The organism is candidate division KSB1 bacterium, from assembly GCA_022566355.1.
Lineage (GTDB): Bacteria > Zhuqueibacterota > JdFR-76 > JdFR-76 > DREG01 > JADFJB01.
Window position 1 is genome coordinate 1 of the sequence record JADFJB010000075.1, and the last position, 23,240, is coordinate 23,240.

General features: G+C 39.8%; 20 protein-coding genes. 1 reads left to right on the plus strand and 19 read right to left on the minus strand.

What is annotated here, in order from left to right; all coding sequences use genetic code 11:
* On the plus strand, window positions 1-146 hold a 146-nt coding region (locus IIC38_13140; GenBank protein ID MCH8126888.1), incomplete at its 5' end, for a DUF3052 domain-containing protein.
* 63 nt (window positions 147-209) lie between these two features.
* Here the strand turns inward: IIC38_13140 and IIC38_13145 are convergent.
* The 19 genes from IIC38_13145 to IIC38_13235 form a co-directional block, all read right to left on the minus strand.
* The gene (locus IIC38_13145; GenBank protein MCH8126889.1) at window positions 210-953 is read right to left on the minus strand and encodes a hypothetical protein; all 744 of its coding nucleotides are present in this window, start codon (window positions 951-953) and stop codon (window positions 210-212) included.
* A gap of 99 nt (window positions 954-1,052) precedes the next feature.
* The gene (locus IIC38_13150; protein ID MCH8126890.1) at window positions 1,053-1,478 is read right to left on the minus strand and encodes an NUDIX domain-containing protein; all 426 of its coding nucleotides are present in this window, start codon (window positions 1,476-1,478) and stop codon (window positions 1,053-1,055) included.
* 131 nt (window positions 1,479-1,609) lie between these two features.
* On the minus strand, window positions 1,610-2,140 hold the full coding sequence (locus tag IIC38_13155) for a DUF1697 domain-containing protein (GenBank protein ID MCH8126891.1): 531 nt from the start codon (window positions 2,138-2,140) through the stop codon (window positions 1,610-1,612).
* A gap of 366 nt (window positions 2,141-2,506) precedes the next feature.
* Window positions 2,507-2,800 (minus strand): redoxin domain-containing protein, encoded by a 294-nt coding sequence (locus IIC38_13160; protein MCH8126892.1) that lies wholly within the window; start codon window positions 2,798-2,800, stop codon window positions 2,507-2,509.
* 129 nt (window positions 2,801-2,929) lie between these two features.
* Window positions 2,930-7,075 (minus strand): phosphodiester glycosidase family protein, encoded by a 4,146-nt coding sequence (locus IIC38_13165; protein MCH8126893.1) that lies wholly within the window; start codon window positions 7,073-7,075, stop codon window positions 2,930-2,932.
* Between the two features lie 111 nt (window positions 7,076-7,186).
* Window positions 7,187-8,464 (minus strand): glycosyltransferase family 4 protein, encoded by a 1,278-nt coding sequence (locus tag IIC38_13170; GenBank protein ID MCH8126894.1) that lies wholly within the window; start codon window positions 8,462-8,464, stop codon window positions 7,187-7,189.
* Between the two features lie 155 nt (window positions 8,465-8,619).
* Window positions 8,620-9,897: a glycosyltransferase family 4 protein gene (locus tag IIC38_13175; protein MCH8126895.1), complete on the minus strand. Its 1,278-nt coding sequence runs from the start codon at window positions 9,895-9,897 to the stop codon at window positions 8,620-8,622.
* Between the two features lie 702 nt (window positions 9,898-10,599).
* Window positions 10,600-11,364 (minus strand): creatininase family protein, encoded by a 765-nt coding sequence (locus tag IIC38_13180; protein MCH8126896.1) that lies wholly within the window; start codon window positions 11,362-11,364, stop codon window positions 10,600-10,602.
* The gene (locus tag IIC38_13185; GenBank protein MCH8126897.1) at window positions 11,361-13,070 is read right to left on the minus strand and encodes a benzoate-CoA ligase family protein; all 1,710 of its coding nucleotides are present in this window, start codon (window positions 13,068-13,070) and stop codon (window positions 11,361-11,363) included. Before IIC38_13185 ends, IIC38_13180 begins: the two co-directional genes overlap by 4 nt.
* Before the next feature lie 61 nt (window positions 13,071-13,131).
* Complete coding sequence (locus tag IIC38_13190; protein MCH8126898.1) at window positions 13,132-13,530, minus strand: RidA family protein; 399 nt, start codon at window positions 13,528-13,530, stop codon at window positions 13,132-13,134.
* Window positions 13,531-13,544: 14 nt separating this feature from the next.
* On the minus strand, window positions 13,545-14,705 hold the full coding sequence (locus IIC38_13195; GenBank protein MCH8126899.1) for an acyl-CoA dehydrogenase family protein: 1,161 nt from the start codon (window positions 14,703-14,705) through the stop codon (window positions 13,545-13,547).
* The gene (locus IIC38_13200; protein ID MCH8126900.1) at window positions 14,705-15,514 is read right to left on the minus strand and encodes an enoyl-CoA hydratase family protein; all 810 of its coding nucleotides are present in this window, start codon (window positions 15,512-15,514) and stop codon (window positions 14,705-14,707) included. Before IIC38_13200 ends, IIC38_13195 begins: the two co-directional genes overlap by 1 nt.
* Window positions 15,515-15,874: 360 nt before the next feature.
* Window positions 15,875-18,166 (minus strand): bifunctional salicylyl-CoA 5-hydroxylase/oxidoreductase, encoded by a 2,292-nt coding sequence (locus IIC38_13205; GenBank protein MCH8126901.1) that lies wholly within the window; start codon window positions 18,164-18,166, stop codon window positions 15,875-15,877.
* Between the two features lie 274 nt (window positions 18,167-18,440).
* On the minus strand, window positions 18,441-19,328 hold the full coding sequence (locus IIC38_13210; protein ID MCH8126902.1) for a hypothetical protein: 888 nt from the start codon (window positions 19,326-19,328) through the stop codon (window positions 18,441-18,443).
* A 45-nt stretch (window positions 19,329-19,373) separates the two neighbouring features.
* Complete coding sequence (locus IIC38_13215; GenBank protein ID MCH8126903.1) at window positions 19,374-19,973, minus strand: short chain dehydrogenase; 600 nt, start codon at window positions 19,971-19,973, stop codon at window positions 19,374-19,376.
* 92 nt (window positions 19,974-20,065) lie between these two features.
* Window positions 20,066-20,446, minus strand: a complete 381-nt coding sequence (locus tag IIC38_13220) for a VOC family protein (GenBank protein MCH8126904.1) — start codon at window positions 20,444-20,446, stop codon at window positions 20,066-20,068.
* Window positions 20,447-20,711: 265 nt separating this feature from the next.
* Window positions 20,712-21,536, minus strand: a complete 825-nt coding sequence (locus IIC38_13225) for a sterol desaturase family protein (protein MCH8126905.1) — start codon at window positions 21,534-21,536, stop codon at window positions 20,712-20,714.
* A 43-nt stretch (window positions 21,537-21,579) separates the two neighbouring features.
* A complete protein-coding gene (locus tag IIC38_13230) occupies window positions 21,580-22,944 on the minus strand; it encodes a DUF3326 domain-containing protein (protein MCH8126906.1) in 1,365 nt (454 codons plus the stop codon).
* 3 nt (window positions 22,945-22,947) lie between these two features.
* The gene (locus IIC38_13235) at window positions 22,948-23,208 is read right to left on the minus strand and encodes an S-adenosylmethionine decarboxylase (protein ID MCH8126907.1); all 261 of its coding nucleotides are present in this window, start codon (window positions 23,206-23,208) and stop codon (window positions 22,948-22,950) included.
* Window positions 23,209-23,240 lie beyond the last annotated feature (32 nt).

Sequence of the window (23,240 nt, forward strand, 5' to 3'; positions counted from 1 at the left end):
AAATGGCATCAAAAGTTCCGACGGATATGACGGAGGATGAAGTTCGCCGCGCTGCTTTTCCTATGCACCTGGTCGACATTAAAGTTTGTGCCGTGGATGAAATTTGGTCCGGATTGAAGTTGGTGATCCGGAAAGAATACCGGTAATTGTGATTTGATTTGTGCGCTTTTCTAGCAGGTTTTTATGAGGAGGAGGACGGGTTTCCTTTATTAATCTAGACGGTACCACTCAACTCGTAATTTATTATTTTCATCCATTTCCCCCTTAGTCGAGTCTTTTGCCAAGATAATCTGTTTTCTGATTTCTTTTTCTGCTTCAATCTTCTTGGGACTTTTTTTTCTACCTACTTTTTCCGGGGTTATACAGTTCTTCATTTCCAAAGTACGATTCAGGCGTCTGTAGCAGCCATTTTTGAAAGACTTTTTCTTTGCCATTTTCATAAAGAAATTATCGAAAGCGATTAACAGGTCATCGGCCAACTGATTAATATTGATGGCAAGGTATATGACGTCCTTGTGGCCTTTCTTATCGAAGGTTTTCATGTTAACGAGCCTATTGTGATCTTCATCGCTTCTGTTGGATGACCATTCTACAACAATTTTCCGATTACCTTTCATTACATAATACCTATAAGGGACAAACTGGTGTACTGTGCCATGGCGCCACATCGCAATCAGCAGATTTTTATATGGCCTATAGTGTTTCGGAAAAAAATCTTGAATAAACCGCATAGCTTTCCGCGTGCTTGCCCCATCTTCATTTGGATAGTTATTGTAGGCGATTGAGCCAAGGAAATCTATAAAACAAAACACCTGCCTTGGAATACTAAACCAGCCAGCATTTGTATCATCATACTCCCCTTGCTGCGAGAGATTGCTTTCGTATTTGGCAATCTCAATCACATCGATTTTTATAGAATCGCGAACTTTTATTAAATAAGAGGTCAAACCCACAAACAATTACTCTCCATATTCTCAATAGCCCTTCTGATATCCTAATTTAACGAACCTACACTCAAAAAATCAAACCTTTTTTTCGCCACACATCCCCTCTCAATCGGTCGAAAGGTAGCCCATCGCCTGGAACAATTTCCAAGTCCTTCCAGTGAATAGCTTTTTGTTACGAACTAGTTGATCTGCCCTTTCGACAGTGGGCCGGTTAATGATGACCAGGGCTGTGGTTTCGTCTCCTTTCTGGACGAGGACGGACAGGTCGATCTGGTCGACCTCTATCTTGAAGACAAAGTCAGCCTGTTCTCCGGCTTGGACTCTGACTGGTTCAACCGAGCTTTGTCGAACATGATCTAGAAGCGATTCGCCGTTTACTTCCTCGCTCAGCTCACGCAACAGCGAACGCTTTGGGTCCTCACCGCGGTCGATCTTGCCACCTAGCATCTCCAACCTTCCGTCCTTTTTCGCCTTACCTGCGAAGAGGTATCCGTTCTGATCAAAAATCATCAGCTTTGCTGCAGACTTCATAAGCGCCTCCCAACATAGTTTTATACAAGTCTCATATACTACCAAGACGGCAATATTCGTCGCATAAAAAGCCAAATTTGTGATTATATTGCAACATTAAAATTGATCAACTTACAGCTGTTTGTTTTGTATTATTTCTTTACCATTGAAATTATTTTCTCAACTGTATTCCAATTTCTAGCCGTTACTGGCACGCCCATAGCCTTCTCAACTTTTGCGACCAGCTTTGAACGACCGATTCCATCAGGCGCATATAGATAAAATACTTTATTTATAAGCTCATATTTCTCAGTTTTGAATTTAATCGCCTTAAGGCTATCAAGGTCCGGTTCTTCAGGCACAGAATCCAAGAAAAAGAAATGCAATATTTTCCCTTTGCTATTATCAAATGGATTATTTTCAATTGCAGCTTCCAGTTCCGACACCTGAAGTAACAATACCTTTGGCTCAAAGCCATGGCTTACATGGATTTTTGCACCAATTTCCGTGGCCGTCTTGTTCGAACATTTCGTTTTACTCCGAAACACCACATTACCACTTTGTATGTAGCTGCTGACATCCTCAAAACCCATCTTTTCAAGAATCCCCACCAATTCCTTCATGGGGAGAATGTTCTTCCCTCCAACATTGATACCTCTAAAAAGTGCAATATAGATGTTCACGCCTGCAGCCAAGAATTATTCTCCTTTATGTATTGGATCATCACCCAACCCTAATTAGCGATCCTTACGCTTAAAAAATCAAACCTTTTTTGCTACATATCCCCTTTTGAGAGGCTGTGTTCTGAGCCTGGCGAAGTGGGAAAGAAAACCCCGCTCTGGGCGGGATTTTTAAGGATGTGCTTTTTTCATAACGAACTTACTCAGTGGTGCAAGAGTTTCAGGACATTTCATCTGCGAATTTGCACAAAGCTTTGAGAAAGCAGAAAAGTAGCCCATTCAACTGGAGCTCTTGCATCCACTGCGCAAGTTCGTTAGAATCTTGTATGTTGCATAATTCTTACAGACTCACAAAATTAATTCGACCCTTTAATTGCTGCAGTATGCAAAAGCCCCAGATTTTCTGTGGCGAATAAGGCCATTGCTATCGATAATAAAAGCGGTTGGGGTAACAATGACCCCGTATTTTTTCCAGATTTCGTTGTCAATGATTGACTCGAATTGAAAATCGAATTTGCTATGATATTTCAAAACTTCACTTGAATCGCGTGAAATGAAATTGATATTCTCACTGCTCACAAATTTGTGGCGCATTCCCTTTAATAAAGGCATGCTAGTAGTTGTATCACCACAATCTGGATGACTTAAAAGAAGAACGGTCATCTTTTACCAGGGTTATCAAACAGGAGGGAAAAGCCTCTGAACACCGCCCATTCCGGTTGTGTAATTTTGATTTTCCTGTTTGTGATTGTGATGTTCAATTTCAGTCAGTAAGTAATAATTGACTGCTTTTTACCAGACCATAATAGCGTTAGCCACAGCCCTGGGTTCCGGCGGTAGGCTGTAAACATCTTTTTCATAATCATGGTTGTAGGGTGAAATATTTAGAATATTATTATCAACAACCAAGGTGCTACTGCCTCCGGGATCGAAGCCCATCGCATCAACAATTCCTTGAGCTTTGAGGATTTCCGCCATGTCGATGTGCGTAGCCCCGACGGATTCCCGTATGCGGCCATTAATCGCTAAAATTGACAGATCGCCATTACGATCTATTCCAATCGCGATTTTAGGCCCCCGCATATCCGTGTAGTCTAATCGAGCAGCCTGGGTCCTGATCGAATTACCCGTCTTCCACCCTTCCAGTTCCATGTTAATACAACCTTCAGCATCTTTCAGAAGTTGCGGACCAGCTTCAATAGCCGATTCAATTTCTTCCCAGTCATTCATTCGAATGTTAAGCTCTTGTCCAGGTTGCCATGTCTTTGGCATTAGATTTACAGGAAAGGAAAGCGTCAATCCTACAGGTAAAACTGAGATGTTTTGCCCTTTTTCCGTGGAAATAACTTCTTTTATTTTATTACCAGCCAATCTTACCAATGTCCTGCCATTTCCCGGCAGATTGTTTGGCTCATAAAGTAAGTCATAAAAACAAGGTGTTTCAAAAGGTGTTGTAAGGTTGTAAGATTCTTTTGAAAAGTGGATTGGGCCCATCGGACCATCAATGGTGATGCCTTTGGAACAGTTGACTAGCCGGATATCCAGGTTGCCATTCGGCATAACCAGGAAAGCTGGTTTGTTGAACAGGGGTGGCGCAAGCACTTTTCCTTCGGAAATGATCAACCCGAGCGGGGACCCAATAAATATTTCAGGAATACCAAGTTTGCCAACGAGTTCCGGATTTAAAATGTAGCCGCCATTCCAGGCAATTCTCACGTTTTTTTCAACTTTCCGGGAAAATTCTTCAATAAATTCCATAACCGTCTTCGGTCTATCTGAAGTCGAAACAACAGAAAAGTGCCATTTTTTTTGTGACTTGCTAATAGCAAGATGAGCCAACACTCCAGCCCATGGCAAGCCATCCGAATAGATGTCATTAATGGAACTGTGTGTAACTTCATCATCTTGCCGTTCTGATTGATCCAATTTTTTTAGAACAGTCTTGATAGGTGTTCCTTTTTCCTCAGCGTCATTTTTCAGCACTTTTAGTACATTCTCTTCCCCCATAGAATCACACAATTTGCGGAATCGGAAACTGTCAAGGATCTTGCTCAGTCCTTTACCATCCTGAACCGATGTCGGAAATGCCAGGTTAAACCTCAGTCCTGCAGGAACCCACTGAACATAACCACTTCCCATAGGTATACCCAGAATTTTTTCGGCTAATATGTGGGAGACTTTGCCAATGTGGATGCGGTCGACATCTACGATATCAGTCATCATAGCGGCATTGTCACCAACAGTGATCAGTATGCCTTTTCTATCCCTGATTTTTTCAAGTGCCTCTGCTGCTTTTCTGCCAATTTCATAGAAGTGAATACCGACACTAAATTGTTTACTTTTAATGATTTTACAGACACCACGCTCAAAAAGCAACTTAAGTTCTTTGTTATCGCTGTAGTATATATGAGATTTTAGCACCTCGGCTGTCACGGAATTGCCTAATGATTTTTCACGTTGAATAATATAAATAGGCGCCAGATCAACACGATCAAAGAACCTTTCATGGATTTTTTCATTTTTTTCCAAGCCTAATCGTCTCCTTACCGGGTCGAGAGCAAATAGTTCTAATTCGAGTTCGAGATTTCGGCCAGGAACCAGGGCAATAGGGGTATTTCGTTCTAAATGTTCTTCAAGTTCTTCAACATTGTCAATTGCTAAATCAGCATTATCATAAAGTGTAGCTAAATTAGTATTCCAGTTGTCACTAATGCGAGAACTTTCAATTTTAATGATTGGAGGCGGCGCTATGATCTTATTATAAAGAAGATTGATTACACCTGTTAACTCCTGAGGTGTTAAATCGTGGTAAGGATAGCAATTTTTGTTGCGATGACGATAAGCGAGCGAGTGGTCATGGCGTATTTGGAATTCACTCTTTCGATATGTAAAAATGTCATCGACACTATTAAAAAATTCGTGCATCAAATCCAGTGGCACTGGCGTTGGGTCTGGCGTATAATCGACCAATTCCTGTGCAAACTGCATAGCCCATCCGCGCAATTTCTTTTCTTCAACTCTAAAGTAACTCGGATCGATCAGGGATTTAAGGAAAATCATAAATCCCATTTGGCCATAGCCAGGCAGGTATTGGCGGTGGTTTGTGTTAAGCAGATTTGATGCGTATTCTTTGTTTTCGTTTAAGTGGTGTTGATACTCCTCCAGAGACCTTTGTGCAATTCTGGCTGAAATATGCTCTGGACTTAGCTGCAAATAAAGCTTTTCCAATATTTTTTCAAATTCGCTAACCAGGGCATCGAAACTATACCGTTTTTCAACGATTTGTTTGTTTCGAGCTTTAAAATGCTCGTATCCCTTTGGAGAGAAAAGTTGGCGTTTAACCAACTCAATAATATCATTGCTCAATTCAGGATCGGTAAATTCGATTACCGTAAGGCGTTCGGATTTTGGCAAATGTTCGCCAATCACATTGGAGTAGGCAACTTCAGGTTCATAGCGTCGGCAGAAGATAGGGATACCACATGCAGCGGCTTCGATAATAGGCAGGCCACGCCCTTCGGTTTCACTTGGAAGCATCACCAATGAAGCAATATTGTATAATTCAGAAATTTTGATGGGATGTTCAAAATGTTGGATGAAGGAAGGTTTATCGTATTGGCTCAACATAAATCCCAAGAATATTTTGTTTCTGTGTTTTTCCTGAAGCCTTGCGATGGTATCGCCAAATGATTGGATGACATGTAGAAAGTATTTGAAATGGCCGGTCGCGATTGGCCCCGAAACCAGTATTGTTATTTTCAATTGTTCATTTTGCTCAAAATATTCGTTTACTTCATCATCCTCAAATAGTTTTCTGATCAAAGTAAAATTAATTTCGATGGTTTTTCTGCTGAGAATTCTTGTTGGCTGCAGTAATATAATGTTATCCTGCTCAAAATCAATGAATGAACCATCATCAGCCCCGATCAAAACAGGTTTCAAACTTTCTTCTTTTTGACTATATAAGTCTATTGTTGTTGCAACCGAATTGACCTGAACTGTTCCGTTATTATTGGCGAACATTGCGGCTAATTGACGAAAGATTTCGCTTTTTCGGTGATCATCTATCTCATGATATTTTTCAAAATCAATGGCAGTGTCAATATGAGTTACATTTGCGGGATTGAGACCATGCCAACGGATGAGCTGTTCGGTCTGGAAAGCATTAATATTAACGGATAACCAGGAGCGTGAGTCCCACGGATAAATCATTTCTAGGATTGAAAAAACTTCACCTAAATGGTAGTTCTTGAAAAAGTGGTCTCGTGCGCCAGGTTTGATATTATGGTAGGTCGTATCAATTTCACTATGGCCACCCTCCCAGTAGAAGTCGTGATTATTACAAATAACCGGGATACCCAGATATTCTGAAATAAAAACCAGGGCTAATGCGAGTGAGACGTTCCCGGGATTTGAATTGGTGTTTATTATATATAGCAGCTTGATATCGTTTTCCCGGATGTAATTGCCGAGCTTTTCGCAAATGACAATCACTTCTTTCCAAAAACTTAAAATCAGTTTATTATAAACATCTCCACCTCTTACCAGTTTTCGGTAGAAAAAATCACTGTATAAAGGCCAATTATCAAAGCTAGATAGTTCATCAAGTTGCAAGCATTTCGCTTCCGGAAAACGATAGAATTTGCTATTTTCGTGAAATTCTCCGGCAATATAGTGCAAGTTAATATTCCCCAATATTTTTTTGAATACCTGTACATACTTTTCACTTTCCATTGTAGCGCCGTCGATTGAATAGGAAAACGTGATAAAGGCAATACCCCCTTTTGATATCGATTTCAAAAAATCGTCAAAAGATCCGGTAAATTGGGCACTTGGGACTTCCCTGTTTTCTTTAAATCGATCGATGAATAAGCCAAGATCAAACCAGGTATTAATTTTTTCAGCTTTAAGCTTGTCAAGCATTGTGGTGGCATCCATGGCAATTTCTCTATTTTTGAATTAACCTAAGGATATGAAAGTTCAACTATCTAACTCATTCATACAGCAAAACCAACTGAATACGATTTCTACTTATGATTCAGAAAAAAGTTATATATGATAAAACAATGTCTCTAATTTTGCCCTTAAAGCATTATACGAAAAATGCATTTTACCTAAGTTATAGTTATTTTCGCCAATTTCTTTCTGCAATTTCTTGTCATGAATAATTTGATCAATTTCAGCTACAGCCTTGTCAGTGAGCTTACCGTCTTCGATCATAACAATTTCAAATCCTTTGCTGCCGATATCTTGCCAGAAAACTGGCTTGTAATTATTGACAAATACTGGAGTTTTGGCAAGAGCCGCCTCGACAAAGGCATTTCCAAAACCTTCATAGGTGCTGAAATAGGTACAGGCAGTCGCATGCGCATATGCATCTGAGAGGGAGTACACTTTTTCGCCCTGCAGGTTTTTGCCTCTATCATTCAAGATGCGGTGTGAAGCAAAGATGATACGTTCGTTCAATTTCTGTTCATCTATCATTGCAATTAATTCTTTGTAATAGCCCTTACGATCATCATCAGCTGCGCTACCCGTAATCACTAGTTTAATCCTTTTGTCATCCAGTTTTTTGATCAATTCTATTGCTGTCTCAATACCCTTCCTTTTCACAATCCTGGTAATTTGAAACAATAGGATATCGTCCTTTTTCAAACCCAAATTTTCAGGAAGGTCATCGTTATAGTCATCTTTTTCACCATAGGATAAATCGAAATCCATGACATTAGGCACGAATAATGATTCGATATTAAATTCTTTTTTAAGATAATCCTTACTGTAGGTATTGATTACCGCATGTCGGACATGTTTTATCTGAATGGGAAATGTCTCGGTTATTATTTCCTGAACCTCCTCAAAAGGAGTGGAATAGCGCGTTCCTCTCTCCCAATGAAAATCGTGATCATGACAAATCATTTTGATACCTGTATGTTCTACCAACTTTTTAATCGCCATACCCATCGACAAATGTGCTGGCAATGCCGAAGCATTCTCAGAGATGATCACATCTATATGGTTCTTCATAACCCACTTGAACATCTGGATAGCCAGATCGTCGGATGCCAATTTCAAATGTAAAAGCAATTCAGAGGGTTCATCCTGCGGAAAGAAGAAAGTTCGATTTTGTTCCCATTCGCAATTTGGAGAAAAAAAGGAAAGACTCGGAATCAACATCTTGTGGTCTGGAGTAACGATCGATTTTCTAAATCGTCCGGAGAGGATAAAGACTTCATGCCCCATTTGATGCAAAATCTTGATCCACTTCTCGGTCTCCAATGCAACACCGTCCACATCTCCGATTCTTCCAATAATAATTCCAACTTTCATACCGAACTCCTATGAAATTGTAAGTCAAGTGTTGATTCTTAAAAATGGTGGTTAAAACTACTATTCGTATTTATGCTAATTCATTATACAAATAATTTGTGCTTTGATGCAATACTTAACCGGGAAAAGCAAGATGGAAGGATATTCGTTTTGGCTTAGATGTGGTAGAACAAAGCCTCAAGTCTCTCCCTTAATACATGATATGAAAAGTTGGTTTGGCCTAAAAGATAATTGTAGTCTGCCATTTCTTTTTGCAGTTTTTTATCGTAAAGAACTTTCTCCATTTCAGATATTGTTTTATCTGTTAACTTGGAATCTTCAATCATTACTGTCTTGAAACCTTTATTGCCAATGTCTTCCCAATAAACCGGTTTGTAGTTGTTTACAAAAATGGGTTTTTTAGCCAGTAAGACTTCTACAAATGTATTGCCAAATCCTTCGTAAGTACTGAAGTAGGTACATGCAGTTGCGTGGGCATAAGCATCGGAAAGTGAATAGACCTTTTCTCCATTTCTGCCCTGTGATCTATCGTTGCGAATCTTATGGTCTGCAAAAATAACTTTGCCATTTAACTTCTTGTCATTTATCGTTTCTATTAATTCTTTATAATAGCCTTTGCGATCGTCGTCGGCAGCACTTCCAGTTATAACTAACTTGATTTTTTTATTGTCCAACTTTTCAACAAGCTCAAGAGCTGTTTCTATCCCTTTTCTCCTTAAGATCCGGGTTACTTGGAATAAAGGAATATCATCTTTTTCTAAATTCAAGGCCTGCAATAAGTCCTTATTGTATTCATCCTTTACACCGTATGGTTGGTCAAAGTCCATGACATTGGGTACAAGCACTGAATCGATATTGTAGTTCTTTCTGAGATATTCTTTGCTGTAGGTATTGATCACCGCGTGCCGGGCATGTGGGATCTGCGGGGGAAAGGTTTCTTCGACGATCTTCTGCACTTCTGGGAATGGCGTGAAATAGCGTGTGCCTCTTTCCCAATGAAAGTCATGGTCGTGGCAAATGATATTGATGCCAGTATTCTCAACCAGTTTCTTAATGCCCATGCCCATAGATAAATGAGCAGGCAGTGCTGAGGCATTTTCGGATATAATCACATCCAGGTTATTTTTCATGACCCATTTGAACATCTGAATGGCAAGATCATCGGAAGCCACATGTAAGTGACTCAATAATTCAGATGGTTCATCGGGGGGGAAAAAGAAAGCTCTGTTCTGTTCCCATTCACAATTGGGCGAGAAGAAAGACAAACTTGGAAGCACAGTTGTATGTTCGTTCTCAACAACTTTTTTTGTAATGCGACCACACAGGATAAATATCTCATGCCCCATTTTCTGTAAAATATGAATCCATTTTTCTGTTTCCAGGGCAACGCCGTCAACATCACCTATTCTACCAATAATAATTCCAACCTTCATAACCCTGTCACTTTCCTTTACACATCCACTTAGTTGTTTTTTTGTCGATTAAATAAAACTTAATTGCTGCCTAAAAATTTATCGACAACTTTCTAGATACGCTTGATTCAAACCAATCAACATTTAAACGAACAAAAAGGGTTCTGATACAAAAATGGTAAATTAAGAACCAATTCTACTAAAAGCAAATAAAAATAATTAGGATTTGAAGAGCAGAACAAATGAATCAAAATGGGCTTTTTCGACTTATTGTAAGCCACCCAGTTTGATTTTTTCAATTAGGGAGAAATAGTTAAGACAGTCAAGCAAAGGAAGCTAGATCCCACCCCGTTTGGAAATTGCTTATATATTCATATTTACAAAAATTGCATCGTTTACGGTTTTCTAAACTGACTAATCCGTCCTTTCAAACTGAACCACGATATGTAATTGTCTTTCAATGTCTTTTTCAGAAACCGATTTCTTAAAAAACTAATTATCGGAATATACACTGCAATGATTAGAAATTTTGAAATATTGTAGTCAAAAAAATTAAAACCAATATATTTTTCTAATTCAATCGCAATAAAACCCGCTATCGCTGGCACTCCAATGATACAAAATAGAAATACGTTTCTAGTCATTTTACTATTTCACAATCTTTATTGCTTAAAATAATGAAATAAAATTAAGGGTAATAATATGACATACATAATACAAACCCTACTCACCAATTTCCAACGCTTCCAGAACTTCCGTAGCAATCATTTCTGCAAGCTTATCTAGCATTTCACGGCCATGGTCTTCTGTAGCTTTTGCCGGAGCACCGGCATACGATTTTGTCAAACCCATTTCAGCGAAATCAATGATACCGGCATTTATTTTTTTAGACAAACTGATGGGTACTTCAGGCAGTTCTAATCTCTTATCATCATCAACCATTGCAGGTGTTGCAGACATCATTATAGAAGTTTCATATTCGCCGGCATGGCACTCGCCCCTTTTGAATTCATCGGACAGTGTTCGTCCCCATCGTTTTGTGAGTGGGCATGCAACGGATGCTTTGCCGGTTTCTATCTCTTTTATCGAATTATTTATCGCAGTAAACTGGACTGGCTCAAGATGATTATTGATTAAGCAGACATGCGCTACGCCATTCTTTAAGAAAGCGTGGATTACTTCTCTTAAATAAGAAGTCAATGTTTCTGAAGAAATGGAAATGGCTCCTTTAAAAGCGCTGGCACACTCCGTCACGCCATAATGAACCGGCGGAGCTATCAACGGAATTACCTGATTTTGCTCAAGAATATTCGCAGCGCGGATAGCAGCATGATGAGAGATTACCGTATCCGTGATGAGCGGCAGGTGTGGGCCATGCGGTTCCAGTACCCCAACGGGCAATAAAATTACAACTGGTTTATTACTCTCGATGAATTGGGCGAATTGTTCCGTGGTAAGCTCAGCCAAGCTATATTTGTTCGCTTTCATTTCCATGGACTTTGACCAGACTTTTCCTGCTCAATAAGGACTTTACGATCGACTTTACCGCGATCGTTTCTCGGAAGATCCCCGACAAAAATTACCCAACGTGGATATTTGTGTTTCGACAACTTGCTTTTGACAAAATCCTGAAGTTCAATTCTAAGATTATTTTTAGCATCTTCATTAGAAATGCGGGGTAACTCGTTTTCACGAATCACGACAAATGCTTTGGGCTTGTCTAATCCATCTCCTTTTGCCGGAATAACAGCAGCCATCGCAATCGCAGGGTGTTCCTGCAAGCATTCCTCGACCTCCAGCGGCGCTACCCAGATGCCGCCGACTTTAAACAGGCTGTCTGCACGGCCGGAGAACCACAGGTAGCCATCTGCATCCAAGCGGAATAAATCACCGGTTTTGCACCAATGGCCATGGAAGGTTTGCCAGCTTTTGTCGCGATCCTGAAAATAGCCCAAGGCTACACTATCGCCCTTTACCCACATGACTCCGGTTTCATTTGCGGGTAGTTCTTGCGCTCCGGGACCATCAGCATTTGTGGGAAGGATTTTGATTGTATAGCCATTAACAACACGGCCAAGTGATCCCGGTTTTATATCACCAAGACGATTGCTGGCATAAATATGGAACATTTCAGCCGAGCCGATGCCATCATAGACGTCGTTACCAAAGCGTTCCATAAACCGCTTAAGAAGTGCGGGTGGCAATGCTTCCCCGGCAGATAAATGAAAACGAACACAGGATAAATCCAGGCCTGCTTTGCCTGATTTAATCAATGCATCATCATAGTCAAGCAGTTTAGACATCATTGTTGGAACATTTGTAACGATAGTTGGCCGGTACATTTCTATGGCCTTCGCCAGGTTTTCCGGTGTTGGCGGTTCTGAATATAAACAAGCCGTAGCGCCGACAGCGAATGGAAACATTAAATTTGTACCGGTTGAATAGCCAAAAAATAAACGGGGGACGCTTACCGTACTGTCATCAGTTTTGTAACCGACTGTCCCTTTTGCGTATACTTCAGTGTTAAATGCAAAATCCCGATGAGTATGAACTGCCGCTTTCGGTTCCCCGGTAGAACCTGATGTAAATAACCAAACCGCTAAATCATCGCGTTTGATATCCGGAGGGGTGGTATGTTTATGATCCCTGCCTTTTTCTATAGCCTCGGATAACGAAATGATTTCAATCCGAGTATGGTCCAATGAGTGCGCTATTCTGCACCGGGCTTCCGGATTCTCTCCTGTAGCAGTACCCGGAACAAGTAAAATTGCTTTTAAATATGTATTTTTTCCTAGCGAATGCGATAGGTTTTCTACAACTATTGGCAGTGTAATTAAAACAGTCGCTCGACTATACGCAAGGACATATTCCAAGTCTATAATCGGAGCTGAAGGATTGCCCATAGCCACCACAGCCCCATGAGCTAACGTCGCAAAAAAAGACCAGGCAAACGGCGGAACATCCGGCAAAACCGTGTATATTCTCTCTTCTCTACCGACACCTATAGATTGAAAATAGTTAGCAAGACAGCGAGTTCTTTCAGCAACCTCCGAATATGTGTATTTCAGTTCACCATATCGAATCGCAACTTTGTCTCCCAATCCTTCCTTTAAACGATCGAATAGATAATAATCTGCGAGATTAAACACATCGGGAAATTTCACTTCTTTGGAATGCTTTTGTATCGAAGCCATAAATATCTACATCTTTCAAAAATTCTTACATCATAATAATTTCTTATTTATTAATCATTGTTCAAATGTCCATTGGCAGCACCGCAGTTGCTTCAATTTCCACTTTGGCTCTTGTTTCCAAAAGCGCTGAAACCTGGAATAAACTCATAGCGGGATAATGTCTGCCAATTTCTTCATGATAAACTATGCCAATTTCTTGTAATGAGTTTCGATAATCTTCCAGGTTGATCAGGTACCAAACCATGCGGACGATATGTTCAGGTTTGGCTTTGGCCTCCGCCAAAATTCTAACAACATTTTGAAGACATTGTCGAACTTGATCGATCAAGCTATTATTTACGATTTCAGAATCTTTATTCCATGCAACCTGACCGGCAACAAAAATCATTTCTCCTTTTACTTGAATACCATTACTATATCCGGAAGGTTTTTTCCATTCTTCAGGTTGTAATATTTTCATTTAAATATCTCTATTTACAGTTCTTTTAGTGTTTCTTTTGCGATGATAAGTTTTTGAATTTCCGATGTGCCTTCATAAATCCGCAACGGACGAATATCACGATACAGTTCCTCTACGGGCATTCCTGAAACCACACCCAAACCACCAAATATCTGCACAGCAGAATCAATAACTTGTTGAGCTGATTCAGTCGCATATAGCTTGGCCATTGCGGCTTCTCTCGGGATTCGCTCAGCGCCATTGTCCTTGCTCCACGCGGCACGATAAACCAACAGAGCACTGGCGTCGATCTGAACAGCCATTTCTGCAATCTTTTGCTGAATCATTTGATATTCTGAAAGCAACTGACCGGATATTTGCCGTTTTTTGCATCGGGCCACTGCTTCATCCAATGCTTTCCTGGCAAAACCCAATGCAGCTGCTCCTACCGTAGATCTAAAAACATCCAATGTGGATAATGCTATTTTCAGTCCTTGTCCTGGTAATCCAACTAATTGGGATTCTGGTACACGGCAGTTTTTAAAGATGATGGTACCCAAAGGATGTGGTGAAATAATCTCAATTTTTTCACTGCACTCAAGCCCGCTTGTGTTTGCATCCACTACAATTGCTGTAAGTCCATTGTTGCGATCCTCTCCCGGGTTTTGTCCAAATACAACATAAAAATCAGCAATTCCAGCATTGGATATCCATGTTTTGCTGCCGTTAAGAATATAATCTGAACCTTCTTTTTCGATTGTTGTCTGGATAGAGTTTAAGTCGGAACCGGCATCCTTTTCAGATAAAGCAAATGCGGCAATGGCGCTGCCAGCTGCAACTTTCAGAAGATATTTCTCCTTTAACTCACCAGAGCCAAATAAAGAAATAGCCCCGCTACCTAAACCCTGCATAGCAAATACAAAATCAGCCAAACTGGAATATCTTGCAAGCGTCTCCCTGATGATACATAAAGAGCGCACATCAAGTTTTTCATTAATGCCGCCAAAATTCTCAGGAACCACGTATTTCAACCAACCGGTTTCGCCAAGACTTAGTACGATTTGCTTGCATGCTTCATATTCATCTTCTTTTTGGTATGAAGGTATATTCTCCCTGGCCCATGTTTCAAGGGACTTAGCAAGCTCACGATGGTTCTCGCTGAAAAATGGCCAGGAAAGAAAGGTTTTGTCAGGCATCAATTTCCTTCAAATTTAGGGATTTCTTTCTTTACGAATGCATGATACGCCCTGTGAAAGTCTTTTGTTTGCATACAAATTGCCTGAGCCTTGGCTTCTGCCTCCACTGATTCTACTATGCCCATTTCCCACTCTTCACGAAGCATTTTTTTAGTCATCGCGTGGGCAAAAGTTGGACCTGTTGCTATCATCTCGGCAAAGGACTGAGATTCTTGCAATAGCTTATTCGGTTCATAAATTCGATTGTAAAATCCACAGCTAAATGCTTCGGGTCCCTTCATAACTCTGCCGGTATAAAGCAGCTCAGCGGCTCGTCCATGTCCAATAATTCGCGGTAGAATTGAGCAAGCGCCCATGTCGCAGCCGGCAAGCCCTACCCGTACAAATAAAAATGCCACTTTACTTTGTTCTGTACCAAACCGTAAATCAGAGGCCATTGCAATTGCAGCGCCTGCTCCAACACAGATTCCATCAATCGCTGATATAATTAACTGGGGACAGGTTTGCATGGCGATGATCAAGTCTCCTGTCATTTTAGTAAATTTGTTCAGATCTACCTCATCCATTTCCACCAGGGGCCCGATAATCTCATGCACATCCCCACCAGAGCAGAAATTGCCTCCAGATCCCGTAAACACTACGGATTTCACATCCTCCACTTCTATTAAATTGCGGAACAAGTCCCTCAATTCAGCATAAGAATCGAATGTTAACGGATTTTTTCTTTCCGGTCGATTCAACGTGATCGTCGCAACTTTGTTTTTAACCGACCAGAGAAAATGTTTCGGCTTGAAATCTGAACCCTTCATGCCTCTCCTTCTTATTCACCAATTGTCATGAGAATATCTCGATTTGTATATAAATGTGCGATCTTTTTCTTTAAATCACAAAAAACAAATCATAAATTCCAATTAAATTTCAATTTCTAATTTAACATGGATTAATTCAATCTTAAGTAAAATATATCATTATCAGCCTTCGACGATTTTATCCTAAGCGATGTCGAAGGGGCCAGGTCTGCAGAAACTTAAGTTCGATTCTGTTCACAATGGCATCAAAAAATTTAACGTGAGTTTGACATCAAACTCAGCCATTTAGTATTTTTATTTTCGAAAATTGGGTATTGGAGTTTATTTGTCATTTGATTTTTGTTATTTGACATTTTTGTTTTAGATAGGTCCAATTTGCGATTCTCTCGCTCGACGAGACAAAGTCTCCAATTGCTGCTTGCCACTCAAGTACTGGTCGGGCCATTTAATATCCTCATAACCAAGCTGAGCTGCTGCACGCAAAGTCCAGAACGGATCCCAAAGATGAGGCCGGGCAAGCAAGCAGAGATCTGCGCGTCCGGCTGCAATAATGCTGTTTACATGATCCGGTTCATAGATATTTCCAACCGCCATTGTGGCAATCCCGACTTCCAGGCGAATCCTTTCTGAAAAGGGCACCTGGTACATCCTGCCATATACAGGTTCTTGATCGGGGCTGACCTGGCCGGCAGATACGTCAACGATATCAACATCGTGCTGTTTTAGCATCTTTGCAATTTCGATTGAATCATCGATAGTGATGCCATTCTTTACCCAATCAGAAGCAGAAATCCGCACAGACATTGGCTTATTCTCAGGCCAAACTGCACGCATTGCGTCGAAGACTTCGAGGGGATATCGCATTCGGTTTTCCAATGAACCGCCAAAGTCATCGCTACGAATATTGGTAATTGGCGATATGAAGCTGGATAACAAATAACCATGTGCACAATGCAGCTCCAAAAGATCGAAACCAGCTTCATCGGCCTTAAGGGTGGCTGCCACAAAATCTTTTTTGATCCGCACCATATCTTCAGTCGTCATTTCGACAGGAACCTGGTTTTGTTCTGTGTACGGAATCGGAGATGGCGCATAAATGGGCCAGTTGTCACCATCCAGGGGAACATCGTAGCCTTCCCAACCCAATTTTGTCGAACCTTTTCTACCCGCGTGACCAATCTGCAATCCAAACTTAATTTCACCATACTGATGCACAAAATCAACAATTCGTTTCCAGGCTGTTGTATGTTCGTCGCTATACAAACCGGCACATCCGGGGGTAATGCGGGCGTCCGGCGAAACACATGTCATTTCTGTAAACAGCAATCCGGCGCCGCCCATTGCTCGAACGCCAAAATGCACAAAATGGAAATCGGTAACTTTTCCATCCACTGCACTGTACATGGCCATGGGTGAACAAACAACTCGATTTTTGATCTCCATCTCCCGGATTCGAAATGGCAGAAACATAGGTGGAATGGCTTTCGCATGTTCTCTACCGGTTGACTTCGTACCCAACCACTTTTCAAAATTCTCTAAATAGGCTTTATCACGTAACCGTAAGTTTTCATGGCTAACTCTTTGGCTGCGGGTAATCAGGCTGTATGCGAATTGTTCAGGTTCCAGGTGGCCTTTCAACCCGACTTGCTCAAACCATTCCGTACTGTTGCGTGCGGCACTTTGCAACCGAAGGACCTCGATTCTTCTTTCTTCCTGATAATTCTGCAATGCAGTTTCCAGATCGTCATACTCATGGATTTTGTTAGACAAAGCAATGGCACTCTCCAGGGCTAATTTTGTGCCGGAACCTATAGAAAAATGAGCGGTGGCTGCTGCATCGCCCAATAGTACTGTTTTATTGTGGTACCAGTTTTCACAATTCACTCGTGGGAAACTCATCCAAACAGCCGATCCACGCAAGTTTTCTGCGTTTGAAATCAAGTGATGGCCATCCAAATATTCTGCGAAAAGGTTTTCGCAATACTCTATACCCTCCTCTTTGCTCATCATATCAATGCCGGCTTTGTACCATACATCTTTATAGCACTCTACAATAAAAGTACTCATGCCTTTTTCGAAGCGATAGCAGTGAGCTTGAAACCAGCCAAATTCTGTTTCCTTAAAAATAAATGTGAAGGCACCAAAAGTCTTACGAGTACCCAGCCAAACATATTTGCAGTGACGAAAATCGAAATCCGGCTTAAATTTATTCTCATATTTTTTTCGAATGATGCTGTTTGCGCCGTCTGCAGCTACGATTAAATCAGCACCCATAAATTCGGTATCATTCTGAATATCATTTTCGAAATCAATTTTGACACCCACCTCTTCCGCTCGTTTTGTCAAAATTTCTAATAGAGTCTGACGAGAAATGCCGCTAAAACCATGTCCACCGGATTTAATGATTTTTCCACCGAAATGAACATCGATATCGTCCCAATGCACAAAAGCGTCTGTAATTTGAGTGTAGGTTTCTGCATCAACTGATTTTAGATTATCCAGCGTACCATCGGAAAAGACAACCCCCCAGCCATAGGTATTGCCGCGTTCATTTCTTTCGAAAATAGAAAGTTCATGCGAGGGGTCTTTCATTTTCATTTGAATGGCGAAATAAAGGCCCGCAGGGCCGCCGCCAATAATGGCTACTTTCATAATAGATAATTGTAACTGTGATTTTTCTGTTTTTTAGTTTTTATCTCTTATTCAAAAGGGCATAGACAGAGTGTTATTTTCAAGATACAGAATTATATATTTTAGAAGGAGATTTCTTAAATGTCAAGTTTGGAATGAAAAATTAATAAAATTTAACAGAAAATGATTTATGGTCAATAGAATTTTTTAGAATAGCTGATATAGTTTTTATTAGAATCATTTCATTGCATCTTTGTTTTTGGTATGTTTTCAGGGTAAACTAATGATTTTTCAACTAAAACTCAATCCCGGGAGCCAAAATTAACCTGAATATGAGTAGTAAAAAAACCAGAATGATAATGGGTTTCCAACATATTTTATTATTGACAACATTTCCTATAGATTTAATATTTTCCACCCCGGGCGCTACTGACCAAATCCACGGGATTGAAAACACAAGCAAAATAAAAGGAGAGATTAATTGAGTTATGGGAGGGATGCGAAAAGGGATAATAAACACACAACCCACAGCAGCTGCACCCACAGCGATAAAGCGAATATAATGAAGCTTCATTTTAGGATTGCTTAAATCCACTGTGTCAGGAGCGATTTCCAATAATGGCCTGCTAAACCAAATGCACACTACAATAGTGGCAAGGATACTTAAAATTGCCAGGCCAAATAGCACAGTTTGATTTAGACCCAAATAACCCACTAGCGCCTGGCCCACATCCGTATTGGAGTCAAAAACGGCCACCATAACCTGGGGTATTGATTGTATCAGCCCATGAAAAGCCAGCCATAAAATGAGCAATTTCCACTCATTCCCGGTGTTTCTTATTCTTTGAAACCAGGCCCAGCATATCAAACCGATAATGAAGATTGCCAAAGCCCCTGAACCCTGCATTAAAGATTCCATGGGATGATGACCCGACCAGTTATGGTTATTATGATACAAGGTTGATTGCAGACCGAGTACCTTTTTACCCAACACCAGAAATAATTCCTGGTAAAAGAATATCACATTATAGGCAACAGCGTACAAAACTGCAGAATTCAATAAAGCTAAGTAGTGGGTTAATCTTGGTTTTTCAAATTTATTTTTATACCTACGAAGATTCAGAAGTCCAATTAATATTGGACCTAAAATAAGGAACGAAAAGAATATCCTGGTTAAAATCATTTTATTATTTCCTGAAAGACTAACCTTTGAAGGGATTGTTTCTCTTCAATAAATTCTTATTATTTCTCCATTCCCCATTCCTTCAATACTTCTTACGTAGCCATTGATTACTTTTTGCATCGGTATCGGATTATGGCCAGGAAAATAATCCGAATATTTATCGACTGCATCTTCAACCAACCCACAGGACACAACATTAACCCTTATCCCATTTTTCATTTCCAAAGCCGCAGCTTTAACAAAACTGTGAATACCGCCATTCACCATGGCCGCGCTTGTGGTCATGAGTACGGGATCATCCGCCAATATTCCGGTGGTTAAGGTTATGGAACCATTTTGGTTGATATAATTTTGCCCGATTCGAACTAAGTTGACTTGCCCCATTAATTTACTCTTAATACCGATATAGAAATCGTCTTCTGATAATGATTCAAGTTTGTCCCACTTGGCTTCTCCGGCAGCACATACTACCGCATTTATATTTGCAACCGATTCAAACATAGCTTTAATCGAAAGGCTATCTTCAATATCAACTGTGATGTCACAATCTCTTCTTCCGGCAACTAAAGTCTCGTGTTTACTTGAAAGATATCCAGTTACCTTTTTACCAATGGTCCCCTTGCCGCCAATGATTAATATTCTCATTTATCTTTTCTCTTTTTTACTTTACTTTTTACTTTTTAAATATGCTGCCAACGATTAATAAATCACGTCTAAATGAAATTTATCTGCGGCTATTAATTTTCGTCTAATTTAAAATCCGGATTATATATAATTCCGAGTATGTTACCCCAGGGATCCTTTACAGAAGCGACCATTAATTCTCCTCCTACATTAGTGGGTTTTTCAACTGCAATGGCTCCCAATCCAAGCAACCTGTCATAAGTTTCCTTTATATGATCCACACCCCAATAAGCAACGACACTTATACCTTTGTTTGTTGCGGGATTCTCTTCCGGCAGTAACCCCAATTCATAACCGCCAATATTAAATCCGACATAAAACGGTTCGTCAAAATAAGGCTCTATCTCAAAAACTTTGGAATACCATTCTTTGGCTTTTTGAAGGTCACCTACATGATATACTATTGTTCGCAATCCGAGGAATGAAGTTTTCATTGTAACCTGTTCCTTTTTTGTATCTTGAGCTAAACCTGGTTGAAATAAACAAATAATCAAAACAGCTACGTTAATAATTTTCATCAGGTTTCCTTCAGTAATATAGGCTAATAATTTGAATCAAAAAGTACTAAAAATAAATAAAAAAGCAAAATTTGTTTGGCACAGCTTTTATGCCTTCTCTGTTTCTTTGTGCTTAATAGTGGCAGAGATTCGTAAAAGCGACGAACCTAATTTTATATGAGAAACTTCAATTTCTTGAAAGTTATTTTGGTTTACCCCTTTTCATATTCTTATTAAATGGCATTTTCAATTGATAGAGCACATTTTCGTCTGTGGCGTCATCGAGGATGTCTAATCCGTAGCGCACCTTTTGGGGATCGCCATAGACCAATGTGCCGAAAATACGATCCCAGAAGGAGAAGATATTGCCATAGTTTCTGTCGGTCCAGGGCAGCTCAAAATGATGATGAAATTTATGCACATTGGGCGTGATAAAAACAAAACTTAGCGGTTTGTCCAGCCAAAGTGGCACAATGACATTCGCATGGGTCATGTAGGCGAAGAAGACGGTAACGATGCGATAGAAAAAGTAGAAAGCGATGGGGGCGCCAATCACAATAATTGCAAATAAAGCAAAGATTTCCCGCAAAATATAATCGCCCGGATGATGGCGTGTTCCGGTTGTTACATCCACTTTGGTATCGCTATGGTGGATCATATGAACCCTCCACATCCAATTGACTTTGTGCAGCAGGTAGTGAACAGTATATTGCGCCACCAGGTCTAATAACAGGACTGCAATCAGCAATTCAGCCCAGATGGATAATTTGATGTAGAATAACAAGCCAATTTCATTTTGCTGGATCCAGTTGAATATGCCAACTGTAATAATACCGAAAATAATATTGATGGTGATCGTAAATGCCAGAAACACAAAATTAATACGAGCATGGCGCCACTTACGATAATCAAATCGAAATAAGGGGTAATTGCCTTCCAGAACCCAGGTAAAAGCCAAACAACTAATGATCCAAACCAGTTTCTGCCAGGCCGGCATTTGCTCGAAGAAGTTAAGGAAAGAGTCCATGGTTTGAACCTAATCAACTTTTGGAGAACTTAGAGGAATAATATTATTCAAAAGTATTTTTTACAGAAGACTTAACCGTTGAATTTTTTATTTCTTTATTATTGATTATACCGTTTTCTTCATCATTAAGAATTTTTGTACGTGGAATGGGTCTTCGAATCGTTTCCAGTTTAATTCCCGCCTTAATAGCATGCATAATACCAACGGCTTCTAAATAGTTTTCCACAATAAATAATTTACCGGGTTGGAATGGGAGGTCTTCTAAATTATTTAGCATATAATTTTTGTTTTCTTTAACCGCAATAACGGGTATGCCATGTTCCATTGCCGCTAATGTTGGCAGACCAATACAACCATCCGGAATAATTAAACAAGAAATATCTTCAACATTTAATCCTTTATCATATGAAACGATCTTAGGGCTTTTGTGCAAGCCTTTTAATATACAATGAAGATATGTAACCGAGGATGTCTCTGGCGCTTTTCTTGGATCTACAATACCAACATCCAGATCCATTATTTCTCTGGAAACCATCATTGGAGAATGAGCACATGGAACTCTAAACTCTTCTGCAATACTATGTGTTAACATGGCTTCAATTCCGCCCCATGGATTTATCATTTCAATGTCCTTAAAATAATCGGTATGGTAACATTTTGGCACTTCAATAAAAGTCGATAAACCAATCGCATCGTATTGATCTGCAAATTTATTAATTATCTCGAAAAGCCTTTCCAGGTGTTCAACCCTTCCTATAGCCCTGCCTGAGTTTGAATATGCCGAAACACTTTTTATGATGTGATCCATTTCATATACATCACAATCAATTCCTAAAGATATCCTGGCCGAAGAAACCGCATTGATTATTTCATTATTAAATAATTCTTCTTCATGTTTATCCATTAGCATGAGTATTCTGTTGGACCGTACTTTTTTTAATCCTATTTGTCCCATCATTAAGCGAGTAATAATACTCCCCTCGACATATAGCGTATTCTCTGTCATTTCATTGATGTCGGATGCATTCACAACATTTGGATGGGTGATTAATTCATCACAAGCAGAAGCAATATATCTGGCAACTGCATTCCCATCGCCACAATGACCGCCAAACTTAGCGCCAATTCCAGTTGGAATTAATAATACTGCATTGAATTGTTGAGTGTTTTCAAATTCACGTTTATTGAAATTAAATATAGAATTGTTTTGAGAAACAGGATAATTTTCATTATTGACTAATGTGCCTAATTCACAAAAGTAGCCATTATCATCAGTTAGTGAGATAACAAAACGATTCGGTATTTCATTCGAGCCAAGTTGTTCAATTGTTTTATTTGAAATGTACTCAAGCAAATCTTGATTATCTGGTGTCTTTGGAATGATTATTTGTTTTTCTTCTAGTATCATATTTTATATTCTTTCAATTACTTGTGAATTGACTACTTTACCTTTAAACCATTCTTCGGAAAACTTCATAGCCATATCAGCATCAAAGTCCTTACAGGAAAAAACATTAATATACACATTTCCTAACATATCCAGGGTGTGTATCGTTATATTACTTGTTAATATAAACTGAACTGCTGTGGTTCCTTTTGTATGAGGCTCTGTCTGCTGCAATTCAGGTTCAATTCCATGATCATCCCACCAGCACAATTTTTCTGCTTTCATATCGATTTTCTCACATAAAAGATTGAAATATT

Coding starts and splice junctions, on each gene's coding strand:
- IIC38_13195 (MCH8126899.1), bottom strand. CDS start 14,705: ATGCCTGACAAAACCTTTCTTTCCTGGCCATTTTTCAGCGAGAACCAT.
- IIC38_13185 (MCH8126897.1), bottom strand. CDS start 13,070: ATGGCTTCGATACAAAAGCATTCCAAAGAAGTGAAATTTCCCGATGTG.
- IIC38_13205 (MCH8126901.1), bottom strand. CDS start 18,166: ATGAAAGTAGCCATTATTGGCGGCGGCCCTGCGGGCCTTTATTTCGCC.
- IIC38_13210 (MCH8126902.1), bottom strand. CDS start 19,328: ATGATTTTAACCAGGATATTCTTTTCGTTCCTTATTTTAGGTCCAATA.
- IIC38_13230 (MCH8126906.1), bottom strand. CDS start 22,944: ATGATACTAGAAGAAAAACAAATAATCATTCCAAAGACACCAGATAAT.
- IIC38_13150 (MCH8126890.1), bottom strand. CDS start 1,478: ATGAAGTCTGCAGCAAAGCTGATGATTTTTGATCAGAACGGATACCTC.
- IIC38_13180 (MCH8126896.1), bottom strand. CDS start 11,364: ATGAAAGCGAACAAATATAGCTTGGCTGAGCTTACCACGGAACAATTC.
- IIC38_13215 (MCH8126903.1), bottom strand. CDS start 19,973: ATGAGAATATTAATCATTGGCGGCAAGGGGACCATTGGTAAAAAGGTA.
- IIC38_13235 (MCH8126907.1), bottom strand. CDS start 23,208: ATGAAAGCAGAAAAATTGTGCTGGTGGGATGATCATGGAATTGAACCT.
- IIC38_13170 (MCH8126894.1), bottom strand. CDS start 8,464: ATGAAAGTTGGAATTATTATTGGAAGAATCGGAGATGTGGACGGTGTT.
- IIC38_13160 (MCH8126892.1), bottom strand. CDS start 2,800: ATGACCGTTCTTCTTTTAAGTCATCCAGATTGTGGTGATACAACTACT.
- IIC38_13200 (MCH8126900.1), bottom strand. CDS start 15,514: ATGAAGGGTTCAGATTTCAAGCCGAAACATTTTCTCTGGTCGGTTAAA.
- IIC38_13225 (MCH8126905.1), bottom strand. CDS start 21,536: ATGGACTCTTTCCTTAACTTCTTCGAGCAAATGCCGGCCTGGCAGAAA.
- IIC38_13175 (MCH8126895.1), bottom strand. CDS start 9,897: ATGAAGGTTGGAATTATTATTGGTAGAATAGGTGATGTTGACGGCGTT.
- IIC38_13165 (MCH8126893.1), bottom strand. CDS start 7,075: ATGGATGCCACCACAATGCTTGACAAGCTTAAAGCTGAAAAAATTAAT.
- IIC38_13220 (MCH8126904.1), bottom strand. CDS start 20,446: ATGAAAACTTCATTCCTCGGATTGCGAACAATAGTATATCATGTAGGT.
- IIC38_13190 (MCH8126898.1), bottom strand. CDS start 13,530: ATGAAAATATTACAACCTGAAGAATGGAAAAAACCTTCCGGATATAGT.